Genomic DNA, 14,820 nt, shown 5'->3' on the forward strand with positions numbered 1-14,820 from the left:
CTCATGTTTTATCGCTGGCCCGGAGGTCTCACCGAGACATCCGCATTCTTAAATATAGAAATCAGCATAATGAGTTTGAATCAATTTGCTTAATAATTTCTCGCTGCAGTATCTGACTCTTTTCAGGGATTCCGGACATTAAAATGGCGTTGATAGCAGCAGGGCAATTCACTGCCGCGCCGGGGTCATCAAAGCCGGAAATTTTCCCTATACAGTACGTTATCACGGGCGCAATGGGAATCTTTTCAGATTTTACCCCAGGTATTTCTTAGCGAACACCGGTAGAGTGGCTTTCCTGTTCACCCGATAATTGTGCCAATAGCGAGGTGGTTTCAGGTTTGAATTGATTACTGATGTTTAAGGGATGGCGCTAAAGTAAACGTCTGTGAAGAGGGGCGAAAACCCTCAAAATATCATGGATTAGCGGTGAAACGCCGCGGCTTGGGGGGCCTTTTTGCAGGCGGTGGTGCGATGGGTGCGGAGAAAATGTCAAAAAAGTGTCATGGCCTGACCGTTATGATGCGTTTGCACGGCCCAGAACAGGCACGGCAATATAAGGCTCAACAAGGAGAGCACGATGTCACTGACCCGCTGGCAGCAACGTTATGAACACTGGCTGCAACTGAACTGGCTGCACGACGATAAAGCCCATGATATCGCGCATCTGCGCCGCGTCTGGATGACCGCGCAGCGTATTATGCAAGACAGCCAGGCCGATCCTTACGTGGTGCTCGCCGCCTGTTATTTTCACGATATTGTGAACCTGCCGAAAAATCATCCCGAACGCCATCTTGCCTCAACGTATGCAGCAGAAGAGACGCGCCGTATCCTGGAGCAGGATTTCCCCGACTTTCCCGCCGACTTAATTGATGCTGTAGCGCATGCCGTACGCGCGCATAGCTTCAGCGCGCGCATTGCTCCGCGCACGCTGGAAGCCAAAATTGTGCAGGACGCCGACCGGTTGGAATCACTCGGCGCGATTGGCCTGGCCCGGGTGTTTTACACTGCGGGTGCGCTGGGACGACCGCTGTTTGACAGTGAAGATCCGCTGGGCAGGACGCGCGAGCTGGATGAAGTCAAATGGACGCTCGATCACTTTCAAACCAAACTTTTGCGTTTGCCTGAGACCATGCAAACCGAGAGGGGACGGGCGCTGGCGGAGCATAACGCCAATTTCCTGGTGCACTACATGGCAAAATTGTGCGCAGAATTACAGGGCGATCTCACGTCATTGGAAGCCTCTGTGTTAAGCGATTTCAGTCCCCTACAGCCGGAATATTAAATTTTTATGACAGTCTGTTAACTTTCTGCCGCTTCCGTTACGTTGTTGGAAATAAAAAAGGGAGTATCAAAATGACTGAGACCGTTAACTTGACCATCAAGATCGACCCGGCGCTGAAAGAACAGATCAAACAGTTGGCTGCTGAGCATCAAATTTCCATGAGTCAGGAGATAGTGAATCGTCTGCAAGCCAGCCTGGACAGGGGTGAGCAGCCGGACGTTGATAGTCTGCACACTGAAGAAACCGTGACGGATCAGCTTACGGCATCTGAACTCAAGCAGATTCGCCTGCTGCTGAAGAAAAACCGCAAGAAAAAATCATAACGAAAAACCCATCCTATGTGATGGGTTTTTTTTGCCCTGAATGCGCCTGCCCAGCGGCCAACGCTGCCAGGCTAGCTGCGCCACGCCCTTGCCCATTCCTGTTACTGTCCATTGCCCCGACGTGACGCCGCTGAGGCGCGTTAACTTTTATTGCCGCGCCTGGCTTATCGCTCACGCATCCGGCGCGCTCATCCTCTGTTGCGGCCGTACTGCTGGAGGGAGCGACGCGCTATCGCATCGCCTGTTGTTAAGCCTGTAAGCCCTGGCCGAAGAAACTTTCGCTTTTGCCTTAAACCGCTAAAGTTGTAGAAGCCTTGTTTAACAGGAGACGCCATGGCTGACGTCCATTCCCAGGAGACTCGCAGCAAAAACATGCGCGCTATCCGTACGCAGGATACGGCGATTGAGCTGCGCGTTGCCGCCATACTCAAAGATCGCGGGTTTACCTACCGTGTGCAGGATAAAACCCTACCGGGCCGTCCGGATTTCGTGCTGCCGCAGGAAAAAGCCATTATTTTTGTTCACGGCTGCTTCTGGCATCGCCATCATTGCTATTTGTTTAAGATGCCTGCCACGCGAACAGAGTTTTGGCGCGGTAAAATCAACAGCAACGTCGAGCGCGACCGGCGTTATGTGCAGCAGCTGCAGCAGAGCCACTGGAAAGTATTGATTGTCTGGGAGTGTGCGCTGCGCGGTAAGCTGCAGCTGTCTGAGAACGCCTTGATCGAGCGTCTGGAAGAGTGGCTACTGGCCAGCGAATCCAGCGGGGAGATAGATCATCAAGGGCTGCACCCCTGGCGTGAAACCTAAGGCGAAAAAGTTGCTTTCGCGCGGCAAAATCGCTTAGATCACCCCCTTTTATCTGGGACGCGGAATTTACCATGAGCAGTATCAAACTGACGGTCAAGCGCCTGTATCAATTACACAATGAGCGCATGGTGAACACGCGGGCTACCGCGCGTATCTATCTCGGCGACCGTTTGGTTGCCACAGAAGAGATTACCGGCATGACGGAAAGTCCGGTGAGCAAGTACGTGCACGCCGGAGAACTGGCGGGACAGACACCGCGCGTTGAGTGGGATTGTATCGGCATTGCTGACATGGCCGTTACGGTGGTAGAACGCTGTCCCTGTTGTCAGGATCACCAACCGGAATAAGGAAAATCATTTTGGCAGGCACCAGCTTACTCACGCTTTTGGACGATATCGCCACGCTGCTCGACGATATCTCGGTAATGGGGAAAGTCGCGGCAAAGAAGACCGCGGGCGTATTGGGGGACGATCTCTCGCTGAATGCCCAGCAGGTCACGGGCGTGAAAGCCAACCGGGAGCTGCCGGTGGTGTGGGGCGTGGCAAAGGGGTCGTTTCTTAATAAACTGATCCTGGTCCCACTTGCGCTGGTGATCTCCGCGTTTGCGCCGTGGCTCATCACCCCGCTGCTGATGATCGGCGGGGCGTATCTTTGCTATGAAGGCGTAGAGAAAGTGCTGCACAGTTTGCAACACGACAAAGCGGAAAAAAGCCCGGAAGCGCGACAGCAGCGCCTCGACAAATTGGCACAGCAAGATCCACGCGAATACGAGAAAGATAAAGTCAAAGGCGCGGTCCGCACCGATTTTATCCTGTCAGCAGAAATCGTGGCTATCACCTTGGGGATTGTGTCAGACGCGCCGCTGTTGAATCAGGTATTGATTCTGGCGGGCATCGCCATTTTGGTGACCATCGGCGTGTATGGCATTGTGGCGATGATCGTGAAAATTGATGACGTGGGCTACTGGCTGCGCGAAAAATCCTCCACGCTGGCGCAGGCAGTGGGCGGTGCCCTGCTGGCGCTGGCGCCTTGGCTGATGAAAATACTCACCGTAGTGGGCACGCTTGCCATGTTCCTGGTGGGGGGCGGCATTGTGGTACACGGCATTGCGCCGCTGCATCACGCCATTGACGCGTACAGTGAGGGGTTCACGGGTATGGTGGCTTCGCTGCTCAGCAACGGGGCCAACTTGGTGCTGGGCTTCATCATTGGGTCGATTGTGCTGCTGGGGGTAAATCTGATTGCGAAGCTCCGCAGCTAACAGGTATAAAGCGCGGGTAAAATTAATCACAGGTCAGGAGAACGACGATGAACGACGATATGTTCGAATTTGATATCGATGCACAGCTGGAGCAGGCTGAAGCCAAAGCGGCAGAGAAAGCGAATGAAGTCCCGACGGATCTCAGCGACGAAGCGGACTGCGAAGGCTGCAAAATCTAAACTCTCCGAAGCACTGTTCAAAGCCGGTAAGAAATCTTATCGGCTTTTTTTATAAACAACATTTTTCACTCCCTATTCCGAATTCGTCACACTAATAACATTATCCTATAGGCAATTACGCCACAGAGCTGCTATACCTGAATACGTTTAATCAACGGTAAAAGGGAGAGTGCGGTATGAATTTTGCGATAAGCGACGAAGTTCAGCACAACGAGGGCGGTCCCGTTATGGTGGTGACCGGCTATGCCAGCGGAATGGTGGAGTGTCGTTGGTACGATGGCTTTAGCGTGCGTCGAGAGGCGTTCCGCAGCGATGAGCTGACGCATGCGTCAGCGGAGAGCCCGCTCGCCAACTGATGACGGAACGGGGCAGCAAGCGCGCCCCGTTTTTTATTTATGCCGCGCCGGTTTGACTGGCGCGCTGTTTTTCCTGCCCACCTCTGCCGCTTTCTTTGATGCCGTATCGGCTATCCTGACGCAGACGCTGTACGACCGCTTCCGCGCTAGATACACTGTTTCCACTGTTTTGTCATCGGAGTTCGTTGGCTGATGCCTATTTCTCCTCTGTCAGCGATTCGGGCGAATCCCTTTTTGCGCGTGCATCTCTGTTTTCTGGCGGTATTTATTTTCTCCGCCTGTATTACGGCGTATGAAGCGCGGGAACTCAAAAACAACTACGAAGCGCGGCAGGCGGCGCAGCTGGCGGAGGTGCAAAAAAATCTCGACAGTGCGTTCCAGGAAAGCCTGGATGAACTGGTGTATTACGAAAAAATGCTCACTTACGCGCTGCATCATCCGCTTGACCACAACCGCACCCGCGAGATTTTTGCCCGCTTTGATACGCTGCGCCAGCAGCCAACCTGGCAGCTGCAACTCACCACGCTGCGCAGCGTGCCGCTCAACGGCGTGAGTGATGACTGGCTTACGCGCGATCCCTTGCTGGTGCGCAGCGAGGCGCGCCTGCATCAGGAGCTCAGCGCCGCGCTGGAATTTAGCTATATCCTGCAATTTTCCGATCCTAATCAGGCGTTTCACTCGCGCTTTTGGTACCTGTCCCGCGCGGGTTTTTACATCAGTTCACGTCCGCCGGACTCGCCGCAGACCCTGGAAAAAAGCTATGCCACCATGGTTCAGCGTGACTATTTTCGTACCCAAGCGCCGGATAATCCGCACCATGCGCGGCAGCGCTGGACCACGGCCTATCAAGGCGAATTTAATGAAGGGCTGATGATCACCGTCAGCACACCTATCGTGAGCGATGACTATTGGTTTGGCGTGCTGTCTATGGATTTTACCCAGCAGCGTATCCGCCAGCTGTTGGCCAACGCGCGCATGCAGTTGCTGCCGGGCAGATTAGTGATGGTGGATCGATCCCTGCACGAAATTGCACGGCTGGAGAGCGAAGATGCGCACGCGCTTAGCCCACAACAGCGGACGTGGCTCCTGCAGCAGGTCGCGCGTCAGCCGTCCGGAATAATGCATCTTGGCAGCCAGTTTATCAGTTGGAAAAAACTGGCCCACGTCGATGCCTATCTCATCAACGTGCAGAGCCTGAAGCAGGCGTTATCAGAGGAGTCCGGGCGCGTGCTGCTGTTCCTGTTCGCCATGTGGCTACTGTTTACGCTGCTGCTGTGGGTGGCCCATCGGGTGATTATTCGGGCGGTCGCACGTATGGATGCGCTCTCCAGCCGACTGCGCTGGCGCGCCAATTACGATGGCTTAACGCAGCTGTTAAACCGCAACGCCTTTTTTGATCGCTTTGTGATGTTGGCCAAACAGCACCAACAGCAGCAGCGGCCGCTGTCGGTGATTCAACTGGATATTGATCACTTCAAACGGGTCAACGACACCTGGGGACATCATGCGGGCGATCAGGCACTGGTGCAGGTGGCGGGGGTGCTGAAGCATACGGTTCGCGACCACGATGTTGCAGGACGTATCGGCGGCGAGGAGTTTTGCCTTGTGCTGCCGGATACCCCGCTGAAAGAGGCAGAAGCCGTGGCCGAGCGTATTCGAGCGCGGCTGGCGGCAAAAACGCTGCTGGTGAATGCCAGCACCACGTTTACCGTTACGCTGTCGGCGGGGGTCAGTAGCAGCGAAGAGCAGGGCGAATATCACCCTGAACGTTTGCAGGCGGCAGCCGATCGCCGCCTGTATCTGGCCAAAAATCGTGGCCGCAATTGCGTGTGCGCGCAGGGCTAAACGTCGCCCTGATTGTCCTCCTCTACCGCTTTATAGATGCGCTGCAAAATGTCGGGGAAGGCAGACTGAACGCGGCTCCAGCTTGGAATAAACGGTTTCTCGTTAGGGCGTTCAATAAACGCCTGGCCTGCGTCGAGAATGGCTTGGGTAAACATTTCCACGGCCGCTTCTTCAACGTGCTGATCGAATTTCAGCCCGTTCATTGCCGCTTCGTGGTTGTAGGTTTCCATGATATCCAGCGCGTTGCGGTAGTAGGTGGCTTTCAATACGCGGAATGAATCGCTGGTCAACGGTACGCCCATGGTGGCCAGCTTGCGCAAGAGTGACTGGACGATGTCGTTGCTCATGCGTTTCAGCCCGCCAGTGCCATCTTCTTCGGCCAGCGGCTGGTGTTTATGATCGTAGTTGTCAGCGATCTCCACCTGACAGGTTTGGCGCGTGGTGTAGTTGCGGTAGATCTCCGAGAGCACGCCAATTTCCAGGCCCCAGTCGCCGGGAATTTTAATGCCGTTGAGCACGTGCGTACGCATGGCAAATTCGCCCGACAGCGGGTAGCGGAAGCTGGTGAGGTAATCGAGGTATTCGGAGTGACCGTAGACTTTTTGCAGCGAGCGCAGCAGCGGCCCAACTAACAGGCGGCCTACGCGGCCATTGAGTTTGCCGTCGGCGACGCGCGCATAAAACCCTTTGCAAAATTCATATTGGAAAGCCGGGTTGGCCAGCGGGTAGAGCAGGCGCGCCAGCATGCCGCGCTCGTAGGTCACAATGTCGCAATCGTGCAGCGCCACGCACTGCGTGCGATCCGACGCCAGCGTATAGCCGGTGCAGAACCAGACATTACGGCCTTTCCCCGGCTGGCTGGGTGACAAACCCTCTTTGTCCAGTTCCGCGTCAATGGCTTTGAGGCGCGGACCGTCGTTCCACAGAATGCGGTGCCGCTGCGGCAGACGCGAGAAGAAGTCGCGCGCAAACAGAAACTGATCGCGATCGGCGCGGTCGAGCCCGATGACGATCTCATCCAGATAGGGTACCTTCGCCAGTTCGTTCACGATGTTGTCCAGCGCCGGACCTTCCAGCTCCGAGAACAGCGACGGTAAAATCAGGCCCATTTTGCGTCGGCGGGCAAAGCGTACCATCTCCTTTTCCAGCGACTCAACGCTGCGGTGGGTGAGATTATGAAAGTTGGTAATCACGCCGTTTTGGTAAAAATCACTCATCGTCTCATCCTTAATAAAAGGGGGGGATTACGCCAGGAAGTGGTCGAGCCCTTCACGCCAGCCCTCAGGGCCGGTGTGCGTCGTGCGGTAAACGCGGTCAGTGTCGCTGCGCTGCAGCGCGACCGGGGTTTTACTGAAACCTTTAATGACGACGGCATAATCGACCACTTCCAGCATGGGAATATCGTTCGGGCCATCGCCCAACCCGATAGTGGTACGCGTTAAGCCTTCGTTTTTAGCCAGATGGTGAAGCACCTGTGCCAGCGCCACGCCCTTGCCGCAGCCCGCAGGCATAACGTGCCAAAAGCGTCCACCCTGCGTGAGCGACAGTTGATGTGCGGCCAGCGCCGTGCGGAACGCCTCTAACTTGTCGGCATCATCGCGCCACAGCAGCACCTCGGAGGCTTCGCGCATGCGGCTCTTACGGGCATCAGCCAGCGTCAGGCCGGTGAAGTTAGCCACATCAGCGTCGCTGAAATCACAAAAGCTATCAAAACAGAATTGCGCTTTTAGGGGGCGCAACGTGGCGCAAAGCGCTTGGTAGGCCTCGCCCGGTTCGTCGCGGACGGTGTAATCTTCGCCTGTGGAGACGCGCGCGCCGTTTTCAGCGATAAAGGGGGCGCCAGAAATCCTCAACGCTTTCTGCAAGGGAATCATCTCGGCGGCGGTTTTACTTGAGCAGAGCACCACGGGAATGTGCTGCTGCTGCAAGCGAGTAAGCCATTCGCGGGCGGCCTCCCAGTTGTAATCATGGTGATCCAGCAGAGAGCCATCCAGATCGGTTACCACTAACAGCGATGAATCAAACGCAGGCATCGCAACACTCCTCGGGCCAGTGACGTCGGTAAAGTAGCGAGTAATCAGTATAATAGCGTTATGCCAATCGCACTTTGCTGCTCGGCGGCGGCAACGATTTCCAGGAGTAATCTTAAAAAACGCGTTTGAATCGCGTTGGGCGCAGGCAAAATCGGCCGGGGAGGAAACAAAAGGTATGGCGATCAACAGGCTATAAAAAGTACGTCTGTCAGACGCTTATTTAGCGGTGCTCTCAGGGCTTGTGTTATGCGCGCTTAAGCGTAATCTGAGCGCTGTGTTAAGAGTTCCCTGGTGTAACGAACCTACTGAATCATTTGGCCCGGCTTATGCTGGGCCTTTTTTTGAAATCGATTTCATCGGTTGGCCTCGATACTGGTGAAATCGCGAATGTCCAGTTCGAACGCCTCCGCCAGCTCGCGATAAGTCGTAAAGGAACGTTCACCGACGCTGACCCACTGCGCCTGCTCGCCCTCCATATAGGTTTGTATCTCACCCGAGGTTGTTTTACTGATTGCCTCCAGCAGCGCCTCCACGTCGAGGGTTGCTTCACGCGGCGCATCTCGCTGTTCACCCGTTGTCATTGCCCCTCTCCTCAAAAGCCAGCGACAGTATTGAGTATAGTCGCGCGTTAGGCAGGGAACAGGCAAAAAAAAGCCCGCGCTGCGCGGGCAAAATCCTTGTTACTTCTTGGTTGACTGCGCCTTTGGGGTGGGCAGTGGAAGAGAGTGTAAAACGCGGTTGCGTCAGGCGTCTCGCAGCAAAACGTTAAGAGAGTGAAAAGCTTGCCCTTGACACATCTTTACCGGGTGCACCTGCGCGGGCGAAGCGCATCGTCTATGCTTACTGCTGACCAATTAAGAACACTATCAGGGAGTTAACATGGATCTTTTTCGCATTATCATTGCTATTTTACTGCCGCCGCTGGGTGTGTTTCTGCAGGTAGGATTTGGCGGTGCGTTTTGGCTCAATATTCTGCTCACGCTGTGTGGTTATATTCCGGGCATCGTTCACGCCGTGTGGGTTATCGCCCGCCGTTGATCGCGATCGGGTTCTGCGCGTTATCTTTCGGTACACTGTATGCACGATGAAAGCGGGAGTAAAACGCATGCAGGTAAACGATCGGGTATCAGTAAAGACCGACGGTGGACCCCGTCGCGTGGGGACGGTGCTGGCGGTGGAAGCCTTTAATGAGGGCACCATGTATCTGGTGGCACTGGAGGATTATCCGCTGGGGATCTGGTTTTTCAACGAGAATGATCATACAGAAGGGGTGTTTGTCACCCCTTATCAAGGCCCCTAGCCGCGCAACACGGCGTGTTGGCTTCCGCATGGAGGGAAGTCAACACGTTGCGGCCTAATCAGAACGTTTCCCAGTTGTCACTACCGGATGCTGCCAGCGCAGGGCGGGGCGTAACAGCCGGCGTCTTCAGCGCGGGAGCGACGGCGACCGCGCGCTCGGCAGCGCGCTCATTTAAACGGAACACCGCCACCGCCTGCGTCAGTTTACCCGCTTGATCCTCCAACGACGCGGCGGCAGAGGAGGCTTCTTCCACCAGTGAGGCGTTCTGCTGCGTCACATTGTCCATTTCGGTCACGGCTAAACTCACCTGCTGGATGCCACGACTCTGCTCATCCGATGCCGCCGCAATCTCGGACATGATGTCGGTCACGCGGCGAACCGCTTCCACAATTTCGCCCATGGTGCTGCCCGCTTCACTGACCTGATGCGATCCGTTGGCGATCAGGCCGACCGATTCAGCAATCAGCGTTTCAATTTCTTTTGCCGCTTGGGCGCTGCGCTGCGCCAGATTACGCACCTCACTGGCGACCACAGCGAACCCGCGGCCTTGCTCACCGGCGCGCGCCGCTTCCACGGCGGCATTCAGCGCCAGAATGTTAGTTTGGAAAGCTATACTGTTGATCACGTTAGTGATCTCAGCGATTTTCTTCGAGCTGCCGGAAATATTATTCATGGTCTTCACCACGCCGCTCACCAAATCACCGCCGTTACGTGCTTTGCCAGAGGCATCAGCAGCCAACTGACTGGCGTGGTGCGCGTTCTCGGCATTTTGCTTCACGGTGGCAGTGAGCTGTTCCATGCTGGCCGCCGTTTGCTCAAGGGCGGAGGCTTGCTGTTCGGTGCGCGACGAGAGGTCGGTATTTCCTGCCGAGATTTCGCTGGAGCCCTGATAAATAGCCACGGCGCCTTCACGCACCGTGCCCACCGTGCGCACCAGCGAAGCCTGCATCAATTGCAGGTTGTGCAGCAGGCTACCAATTTCGCCGCGGCCACAGGCTTGCTCAGGCGCGGTTAAATCCCCTTGCGCAATACGTTCGATGCGCTCGACAGAGTGACGCAGCGGGGTGATAACAATCCGACGTAAGAAGATAAAGGTCAGCAGCACCAGCAACACGGCGCTGGCGAAGGCGACGCCCATGGCGATAAAGCCCAGGTGTGACTGACGCGCGGCCTGGGCATTAATGGCGTTGGCGCGGTCGGTGCGAATTTTGATCGCTTTTAACAAGATCTCGTTATAGGCATCGTCCAGCTTGCGCGTGACGTCCGTTTCCTGCGCGATAATGCTTTCAAAGCTGCCTTGCTTAGCCGATTCAATCATCGGCTTGAGGCCTTTCTCAACGTAGTCGTTGAAGCGGGTGGTCAGCGGGCCGTCCAGTGCAATACCCTCAGGGGTTTTGTCCGGGCGGTTCATGTAAAAGTTAAACCCTTCCCGCGCCTGGTTAATACGCTGCTGGGTTCGCGCTAAGTCGGCCCGATAGCTGTCCATTTCCCCGATACGGGCCGCCGCACCCGACTGAATAACATTCAGACGCGCTGTGCGCAGGTGGTTCGAGCTATTCGACAGCCCCATGCGAATTTGAATTTCATTCGTTGCATCGTTGAGTGATTGGTTACCCAGCACAAGAAAATAACTGGCGAGGCCAATGCACAGTGCGAAAAGCAGCAGAATGCCACCAAAAATAATGCTGAAAAGAGGCATCAGGCGAAGGTTTTGCCAGATGCTGAGCTTTTGCTGCCCATCAATAGATGCTGTTTTCATATCCTTGCTCTCGTTTTTAGGTAGGGGGTGCTGAAAACAAGCATCGGCATCGCCCGAGAAAGGATTAGGCAGGGAAGTGGGATCCAGGTCGCAAAATAGACAAAAACGCCAGACCCGGTTAGACCCCGGTCTGGCGACATTGGAACGGCGCGTGCGTAAGAAAGCGAAAATTCAGTCCGCTACGGCTAGCGTATGTTTACATAAATTCCGGAAGTGACATTATCCGTCAAGCGAACAACATGATATATCACTTGCTTATTATGCGTTTTAATTTTGCGCTTAATATTACCTTTGTGTGACGAAACGGTTTTGGCTTTAATTTGCATTTTGTCTGAAATTTGAATGGTGTCATGGCCTGACATCCACATTTTCAGCATATTAGATTCCGTCTGGCTTAATGTCAGTGGATGAATATCCATCCCGGCAGAAATACGCGGGGATGCATTAAGTTTCTTTTGCAGGTAGGTTCCCAGCAGCGAATCTAATGTCGATGTTTTTATCGATTTTGACGTAATAATCAAGTTCTTACGAACGTAGAGGTATTCCTCAAAATGGATATTCGAGATAGCCATAAAGATAAAGAATAAGGTATCAGGGTGCTGTGTGATAATGGCGCGAATACGATCGCTTGAATCAGCTTCATGAATGAAGCATTCCTCGTTAATAAAAACCACTCCTGGCTTAAGTTGTTCGCATTTTTGTTGAAGTTGGTCAATGTCAGCGACGGGAGTAATATTTTTCTTTTTGACTCCCTTAGCAGACATATAATCCGATAGTCCCAGGCGTGTGTAATTACATGAATCCAAAATAATCGTTGGCATTATAGCGACCCTCACCAATTTGTTATCCGTTTAAATCAACGATGAATACGCGTTTGCGGTACGAGAGAATTTTACAAAGACACTTTTTTTATTTTGCTCGGCAGACTGGCGTAATGCAGCCGTGCGCCAAAATGAGTCTTCCCTGAACCCCTCTGCGAAGTTTTTTTTATGTGTTGCGTCCACGTCACTTAGCCCCTGCGATAGTGGGAATCGCCTGGAATTTGCTTTAAGTATGTACATCGCTCTGTTTTTGAGAGCCCTGTCACTATCGCGCATGTCACAGACAAATCTGATAGGACAATTCTTAAAAACATTTAGAACGCGAAAGTGTGACGTTTCAGCGAGTGTTGACAATGCCGGAAAAAAGGGATTTAGACAAGAAAAATCGCGTTTAAATTTTTTTTGTTTAAAAACAGCCTTTTGAGCATTTTATCAACCAATCCCTTCTGCCATGCGGCTTAGGAATCGTCTGACTAAAATACTCCAGGCGCGGTTTAATAAGAATGATTTTTACTCTGAGTGCGCATTTATCAGAAAAACCTCAGTTGATTTCTGACAAATATGGTTTGAAAAATGCACAGAATGTTTTTGATTATTTAACTATCGTATTAGCCGTTCGACAGTATTGTTAATCATCCTGCGCGAGAAAGTTCTGACACAAACTGCGCGAGTAAATCAAAGACTTCCCCGAAGAGATGTTCACAGAAGGGGGCGAGAAGGGGCATGACCATACCCAGGCTGAGTATCCCAACCGTTAAGGTGACCGGGAAACCAATGGCAAAGATCGACAGTTGAGATGCAACACGGTTTAACAAACCCAGGGCCATGTTTAGCGTGAGCAATAGAACTATTAACGGCAGCGCTAACATCATGCCATTAAGGAAAATTAATCCGCCTGATTTAACCAACGCCATAAAGGCATTTGCGTTAAGTGGTCGATCGCTAATCGGCAGCGTATGAAAACTGTCCACCAGCAACGAGATAAGCCACAGGTGTCCGTTGAACGTCAGGAACAGCAGCATGGCCAACATGTCGAGAAAACGTGCAAGCACCGGCATGTTCAGACGGCTGGCAGGATCAAAAAAGGTGGCGAAAGAGAGGCCCATTTGCAGGCCCACCACTTCACCGGCCATGCGCACTGCGGCAATCGCTAACTGCATGGTAAAGCCAATTCCCACCCCAATCAGCAATTGCTGCAGCAAGATCCAAAAGCCCGCCGGGGTAAACAAGGTGACTTCTACCGGTGGCAGCACCGGCAAAATGACCCAGGTAATCAGCAGAGCCAGACCCACTTTCACCCGTTTAGGGATCGCCTTTTCACTTAAAAGCGGGGCGGTGGCGAACAGGGCAAGCAGGCGGACCATTGGCCAAAAAAATTGCGCGACCCAATGGATCAGCTGGCTGCTGTCGAGGTTAATCATCAGCCGATGATATAGGGCAGGTTGGTAAACAGCGTGCGCATGTAATCCAGAATCAGATTCAGCATCCACGGACCCGCAATCACACCGGTTGCAGCAACGGCCAGCACTTTCGGGATAAACGCCAGCGTCTGTTCATTGACCTGGGTGGCCGCTTGCAGAATGCTAATAATCAGACCGCTAATCAGCGCCACCAGCAGCATCGGGGCTGCCAGCATCAGGGCGATGCGCATCGCGTCCTGACCAATCACCATCACGGATTCGGGTGTCATGCTGCACTCCAGTTAAATCAAAGAGAGAGGGTTTTAGGAGTAGAAACTTTGTGCCAGGGAGCCTACCAGCAGCTGCCAGCCGTCCACCAGAACGAACAACATCAGCTTAAAGGGCAGGGCGATTGTCGCGGGCGGCACCATCATCATGCCCAGTGCCATCAGCACGCTGGCCACCACCAAGTCGATAATCAAAAACGGAATGAAAACGGTAAAGCCGATCTGAAACGCGGTTTTCAATTCGCTGGTCACGTAAGCCGGCAATAAGATACGCATCGGTACGGCTTCCGGGCCTTCAATGGGCGCGGTATTGGCCAGGCGGGCGAACAGCGCCAAATCGGCTTCGCGCGTTTGACGCAGCATAAAGGCGCGCAGCGGCTGGGCCCCTTTATCTATTGCCACCTCCATGCTGATTTTATCCTGACTGAATGGCAGGTAGGCATCGGCGTAAATTTTGTCGAAGGTGGGGGCCATAATAAAGAAGGTCAAAAACAGCGCCATGCCAACCATCACTTGGTTGGGCGGTGCTGACGGCGTACCCATGGCGTTGCGCAACAGGCCAAACACGATAATGATGCGTGTAAAGCTGGTCATCATCAGCAGCACGGCCGGAATAAACGTCAGTGAGGTGATAAAGACCAGCGTTTGTACCGGCAGAGACCAGCTTTGGCCACCGTTAGCCAAAGGTTGGCTCACTAAACCGGGTAATTGCGCGTGGGCAACCGGTGCCAGCAGCAGCAGCGGCAGAAGAGCAAGCAGTCGACGCATCATTGTGGCTTTCCGGGACGTTTAACCAGATTCTGAAAAAGTTGACGAAAGTCTTGCGCTGGCGCGGAGGGCGCGGCCTGCGCGTCGGCGGGTAAGGGTGGGAGCGAATGCAGATGCGTAATCTGCTGTGCGGTCACGCCTAACACTAAACGCGCATCTTCGGTATCCACAATCACCACGCGCTCCTGGCGCCCAACCTGTACGCTGGCGCTGATCTTCAGCGCGTGCGTACTGACGGTTTTCGGCGCATAGCCCAGCCGCTTGGCCAGCCAGCCGCAGGCCAGGATAAGTAAAACAATCACGGCCAGCACGCTGGAAACTTGTCCGACGACCGAACCGGTGGAGACCACCGGTTGGCTGTGAACGGGCTGACTGGTGTGCGCGTTTTTCAACATA

At 53.9% G+C, this 14,820-nt stretch carries 19 protein-coding genes; 10 read left to right on the plus strand and 9 right to left on the minus strand.

Annotation, left to right across the window (positions count from 1 at the left end; all coding sequences use genetic code 11):
• The first annotated feature begins 577 nt into the window (after positions 1-577).
• The 8 genes from LU196_RS05730 to dgcQ all read left to right on the plus strand — a co-directional run bounded on the left by LU196_RS05730 (position 578) and on the right by dgcQ (position 6,056).
• Positions 578-1,282 carry a phosphohydrolase gene (locus LU196_RS05730; RefSeq protein WP_232759691.1) on the plus strand — a complete coding sequence of 235 codons (705 nt, stop codon included), beginning with the start codon at positions 578-580 and terminating at the stop codon, positions 1,280-1,282.
• 71 nt (positions 1,283-1,353) lie between these two features.
• Positions 1,354-1,605 (plus strand): DUF6364 family protein, encoded by a 252-nt coding sequence (locus LU196_RS05735; RefSeq protein WP_232759692.1) that lies wholly within the window; start codon positions 1,354-1,356, stop codon positions 1,603-1,605.
• A 333-nt stretch (positions 1,606-1,938) separates the two neighbouring features.
• A complete protein-coding gene (locus tag LU196_RS05740) occupies positions 1,939-2,415 on the plus strand; it encodes a very short patch repair endonuclease (protein ID WP_232759693.1) in 477 nt (158 codons plus the stop codon).
• 71 nt (positions 2,416-2,486) lie between these two features.
• Positions 2,487-2,762, plus strand: a complete 276-nt coding sequence (locus LU196_RS05745) for a hypothetical protein (protein WP_232759694.1) — start codon at positions 2,487-2,489, stop codon at positions 2,760-2,762.
• Between the two features lie 11 nt (positions 2,763-2,773).
• Positions 2,774-3,676: a DUF808 domain-containing protein gene (locus LU196_RS05750; RefSeq protein WP_232759695.1), complete on the plus strand. Its 903-nt coding sequence runs from the start codon at positions 2,774-2,776 to the stop codon at positions 3,674-3,676.
• 47 nt (positions 3,677-3,723) lie between these two features.
• A complete protein-coding gene (locus LU196_RS20345) occupies positions 3,724-3,855 on the plus strand; it encodes a hypothetical protein (protein WP_255697823.1) in 132 nt (43 codons plus the stop codon).
• Between the two features lie 176 nt (positions 3,856-4,031).
• Positions 4,032-4,211, plus strand: a complete 180-nt coding sequence (locus tag LU196_RS05755) for a YodC family protein (RefSeq protein ID WP_232759696.1) — start codon at positions 4,032-4,034, stop codon at positions 4,209-4,211.
• Positions 4,212-4,403: 192 nt separating this feature from the next.
• A complete protein-coding gene (dgcQ, locus tag LU196_RS05760; RefSeq protein ID WP_232759697.1) occupies positions 4,404-6,056 on the plus strand; it encodes a cellulose biosynthesis regulator diguanylate cyclase DgcQ in 1,653 nt (550 codons plus the stop codon).
• Here the strand turns inward: dgcQ and LU196_RS05765 are convergent.
• The 3 genes from LU196_RS05765 to LU196_RS05775 all read right to left on the minus strand — a co-directional run bounded on the left by LU196_RS05765 (position 6,053) and on the right by LU196_RS05775 (position 8,670).
• Positions 6,053-7,273, minus strand: a complete 1,221-nt coding sequence (locus tag LU196_RS05765) for a glycosyl transferase (RefSeq protein WP_232759698.1) — start codon at positions 7,271-7,273, stop codon at positions 6,053-6,055. The two genes, dgcQ and LU196_RS05765, sit on opposite strands and share 4 nt — an antisense overlap.
• A 27-nt stretch (positions 7,274-7,300) precedes the next feature.
• On the minus strand, positions 7,301-8,089 hold the full coding sequence (locus LU196_RS05770) for a mannosyl-3-phosphoglycerate phosphatase-related protein (RefSeq protein WP_232759699.1): 789 nt from the start codon (positions 8,087-8,089) through the stop codon (positions 7,301-7,303).
• A 353-nt stretch (positions 8,090-8,442) separates the two neighbouring features.
• Positions 8,443-8,670, minus strand: coding sequence for a DUF2525 domain-containing protein (locus LU196_RS05775; protein WP_232759700.1), 228 nt, complete (start codon positions 8,668-8,670; stop codon positions 8,443-8,445).
• A gap of 298 nt (positions 8,671-8,968) precedes the next feature.
• Here LU196_RS05775 and LU196_RS05780 point away from each other — a divergent pair, with 298 nt between their 5' ends.
• Positions 8,969-9,127 carry a YqaE/Pmp3 family membrane protein gene (locus LU196_RS05780; protein WP_232759701.1) on the plus strand — a complete coding sequence of 53 codons (159 nt, stop codon included), beginning with the start codon at positions 8,969-8,971 and terminating at the stop codon, positions 9,125-9,127.
• Between the two features lie 67 nt (positions 9,128-9,194).
• On the plus strand, positions 9,195-9,389 hold the full coding sequence (dsrB, locus tag LU196_RS05785; RefSeq protein WP_232759702.1) for a protein DsrB: 195 nt from the start codon (positions 9,195-9,197) through the stop codon (positions 9,387-9,389).
• A gap of 58 nt (positions 9,390-9,447) precedes the next feature.
• Here dsrB and LU196_RS05790 read toward each other — a convergent pair whose 3' ends face one another.
• The 6 genes from LU196_RS05790 to fliO all read right to left on the minus strand — a co-directional run bounded on the left by LU196_RS05790 (position 9,448) and on the right by fliO (position 14,819).
• Positions 9,448-11,148, minus strand: a complete 1,701-nt coding sequence (locus tag LU196_RS05790; RefSeq protein ID WP_232759703.1) for a methyl-accepting chemotaxis protein — start codon at positions 11,146-11,148, stop codon at positions 9,448-9,450.
• 185 nt (positions 11,149-11,333) lie between these two features.
• Positions 11,334-11,969, minus strand: coding sequence for a transcriptional regulator RcsA (rcsA, locus tag LU196_RS05795; RefSeq protein ID WP_232759704.1), 636 nt, complete (start codon positions 11,967-11,969; stop codon positions 11,334-11,336).
• Between the two features lie 632 nt (positions 11,970-12,601).
• On the minus strand, positions 12,602-13,390 hold the full coding sequence (fliR, locus tag LU196_RS05800) for a flagellar biosynthetic protein FliR (RefSeq protein WP_232759705.1): 789 nt from the start codon (positions 13,388-13,390) through the stop codon (positions 12,602-12,604).
• Positions 13,390-13,659 carry a flagellar biosynthesis protein FliQ gene (gene fliQ / locus LU196_RS05805; protein ID WP_232759706.1) on the minus strand — a complete coding sequence of 90 codons (270 nt, stop codon included), beginning with the start codon at positions 13,657-13,659 and terminating at the stop codon, positions 13,390-13,392. The genes fliR and fliQ overlap by 1 nt, the downstream gene beginning before the upstream one ends.
• A gap of 33 nt (positions 13,660-13,692) precedes the next feature.
• Entirely contained in the window at positions 13,693-14,424 is a 732-nt protein-coding gene (gene fliP / locus LU196_RS05810) for a flagellar type III secretion system pore protein FliP (protein ID WP_232759766.1), read from the minus strand.
• The gene (gene fliO / locus LU196_RS05815) at positions 14,424-14,819 is read right to left on the minus strand and encodes a flagellar biosynthetic protein FliO (RefSeq protein WP_232759707.1); all 396 of its coding nucleotides are present in this window, start codon (positions 14,817-14,819) and stop codon (positions 14,424-14,426) included. Before fliO ends, fliP begins: the two co-directional genes overlap by 1 nt.
• Between the last annotated feature and the right edge of the window lies 1 nt (position 14,820).

The organism is Pantoea sp. Mb-10 (assembly GCF_021272205.1).
Classification (GTDB): domain Bacteria; phylum Pseudomonadota; class Gammaproteobacteria; order Enterobacterales; family Enterobacteriaceae; genus Pantoea.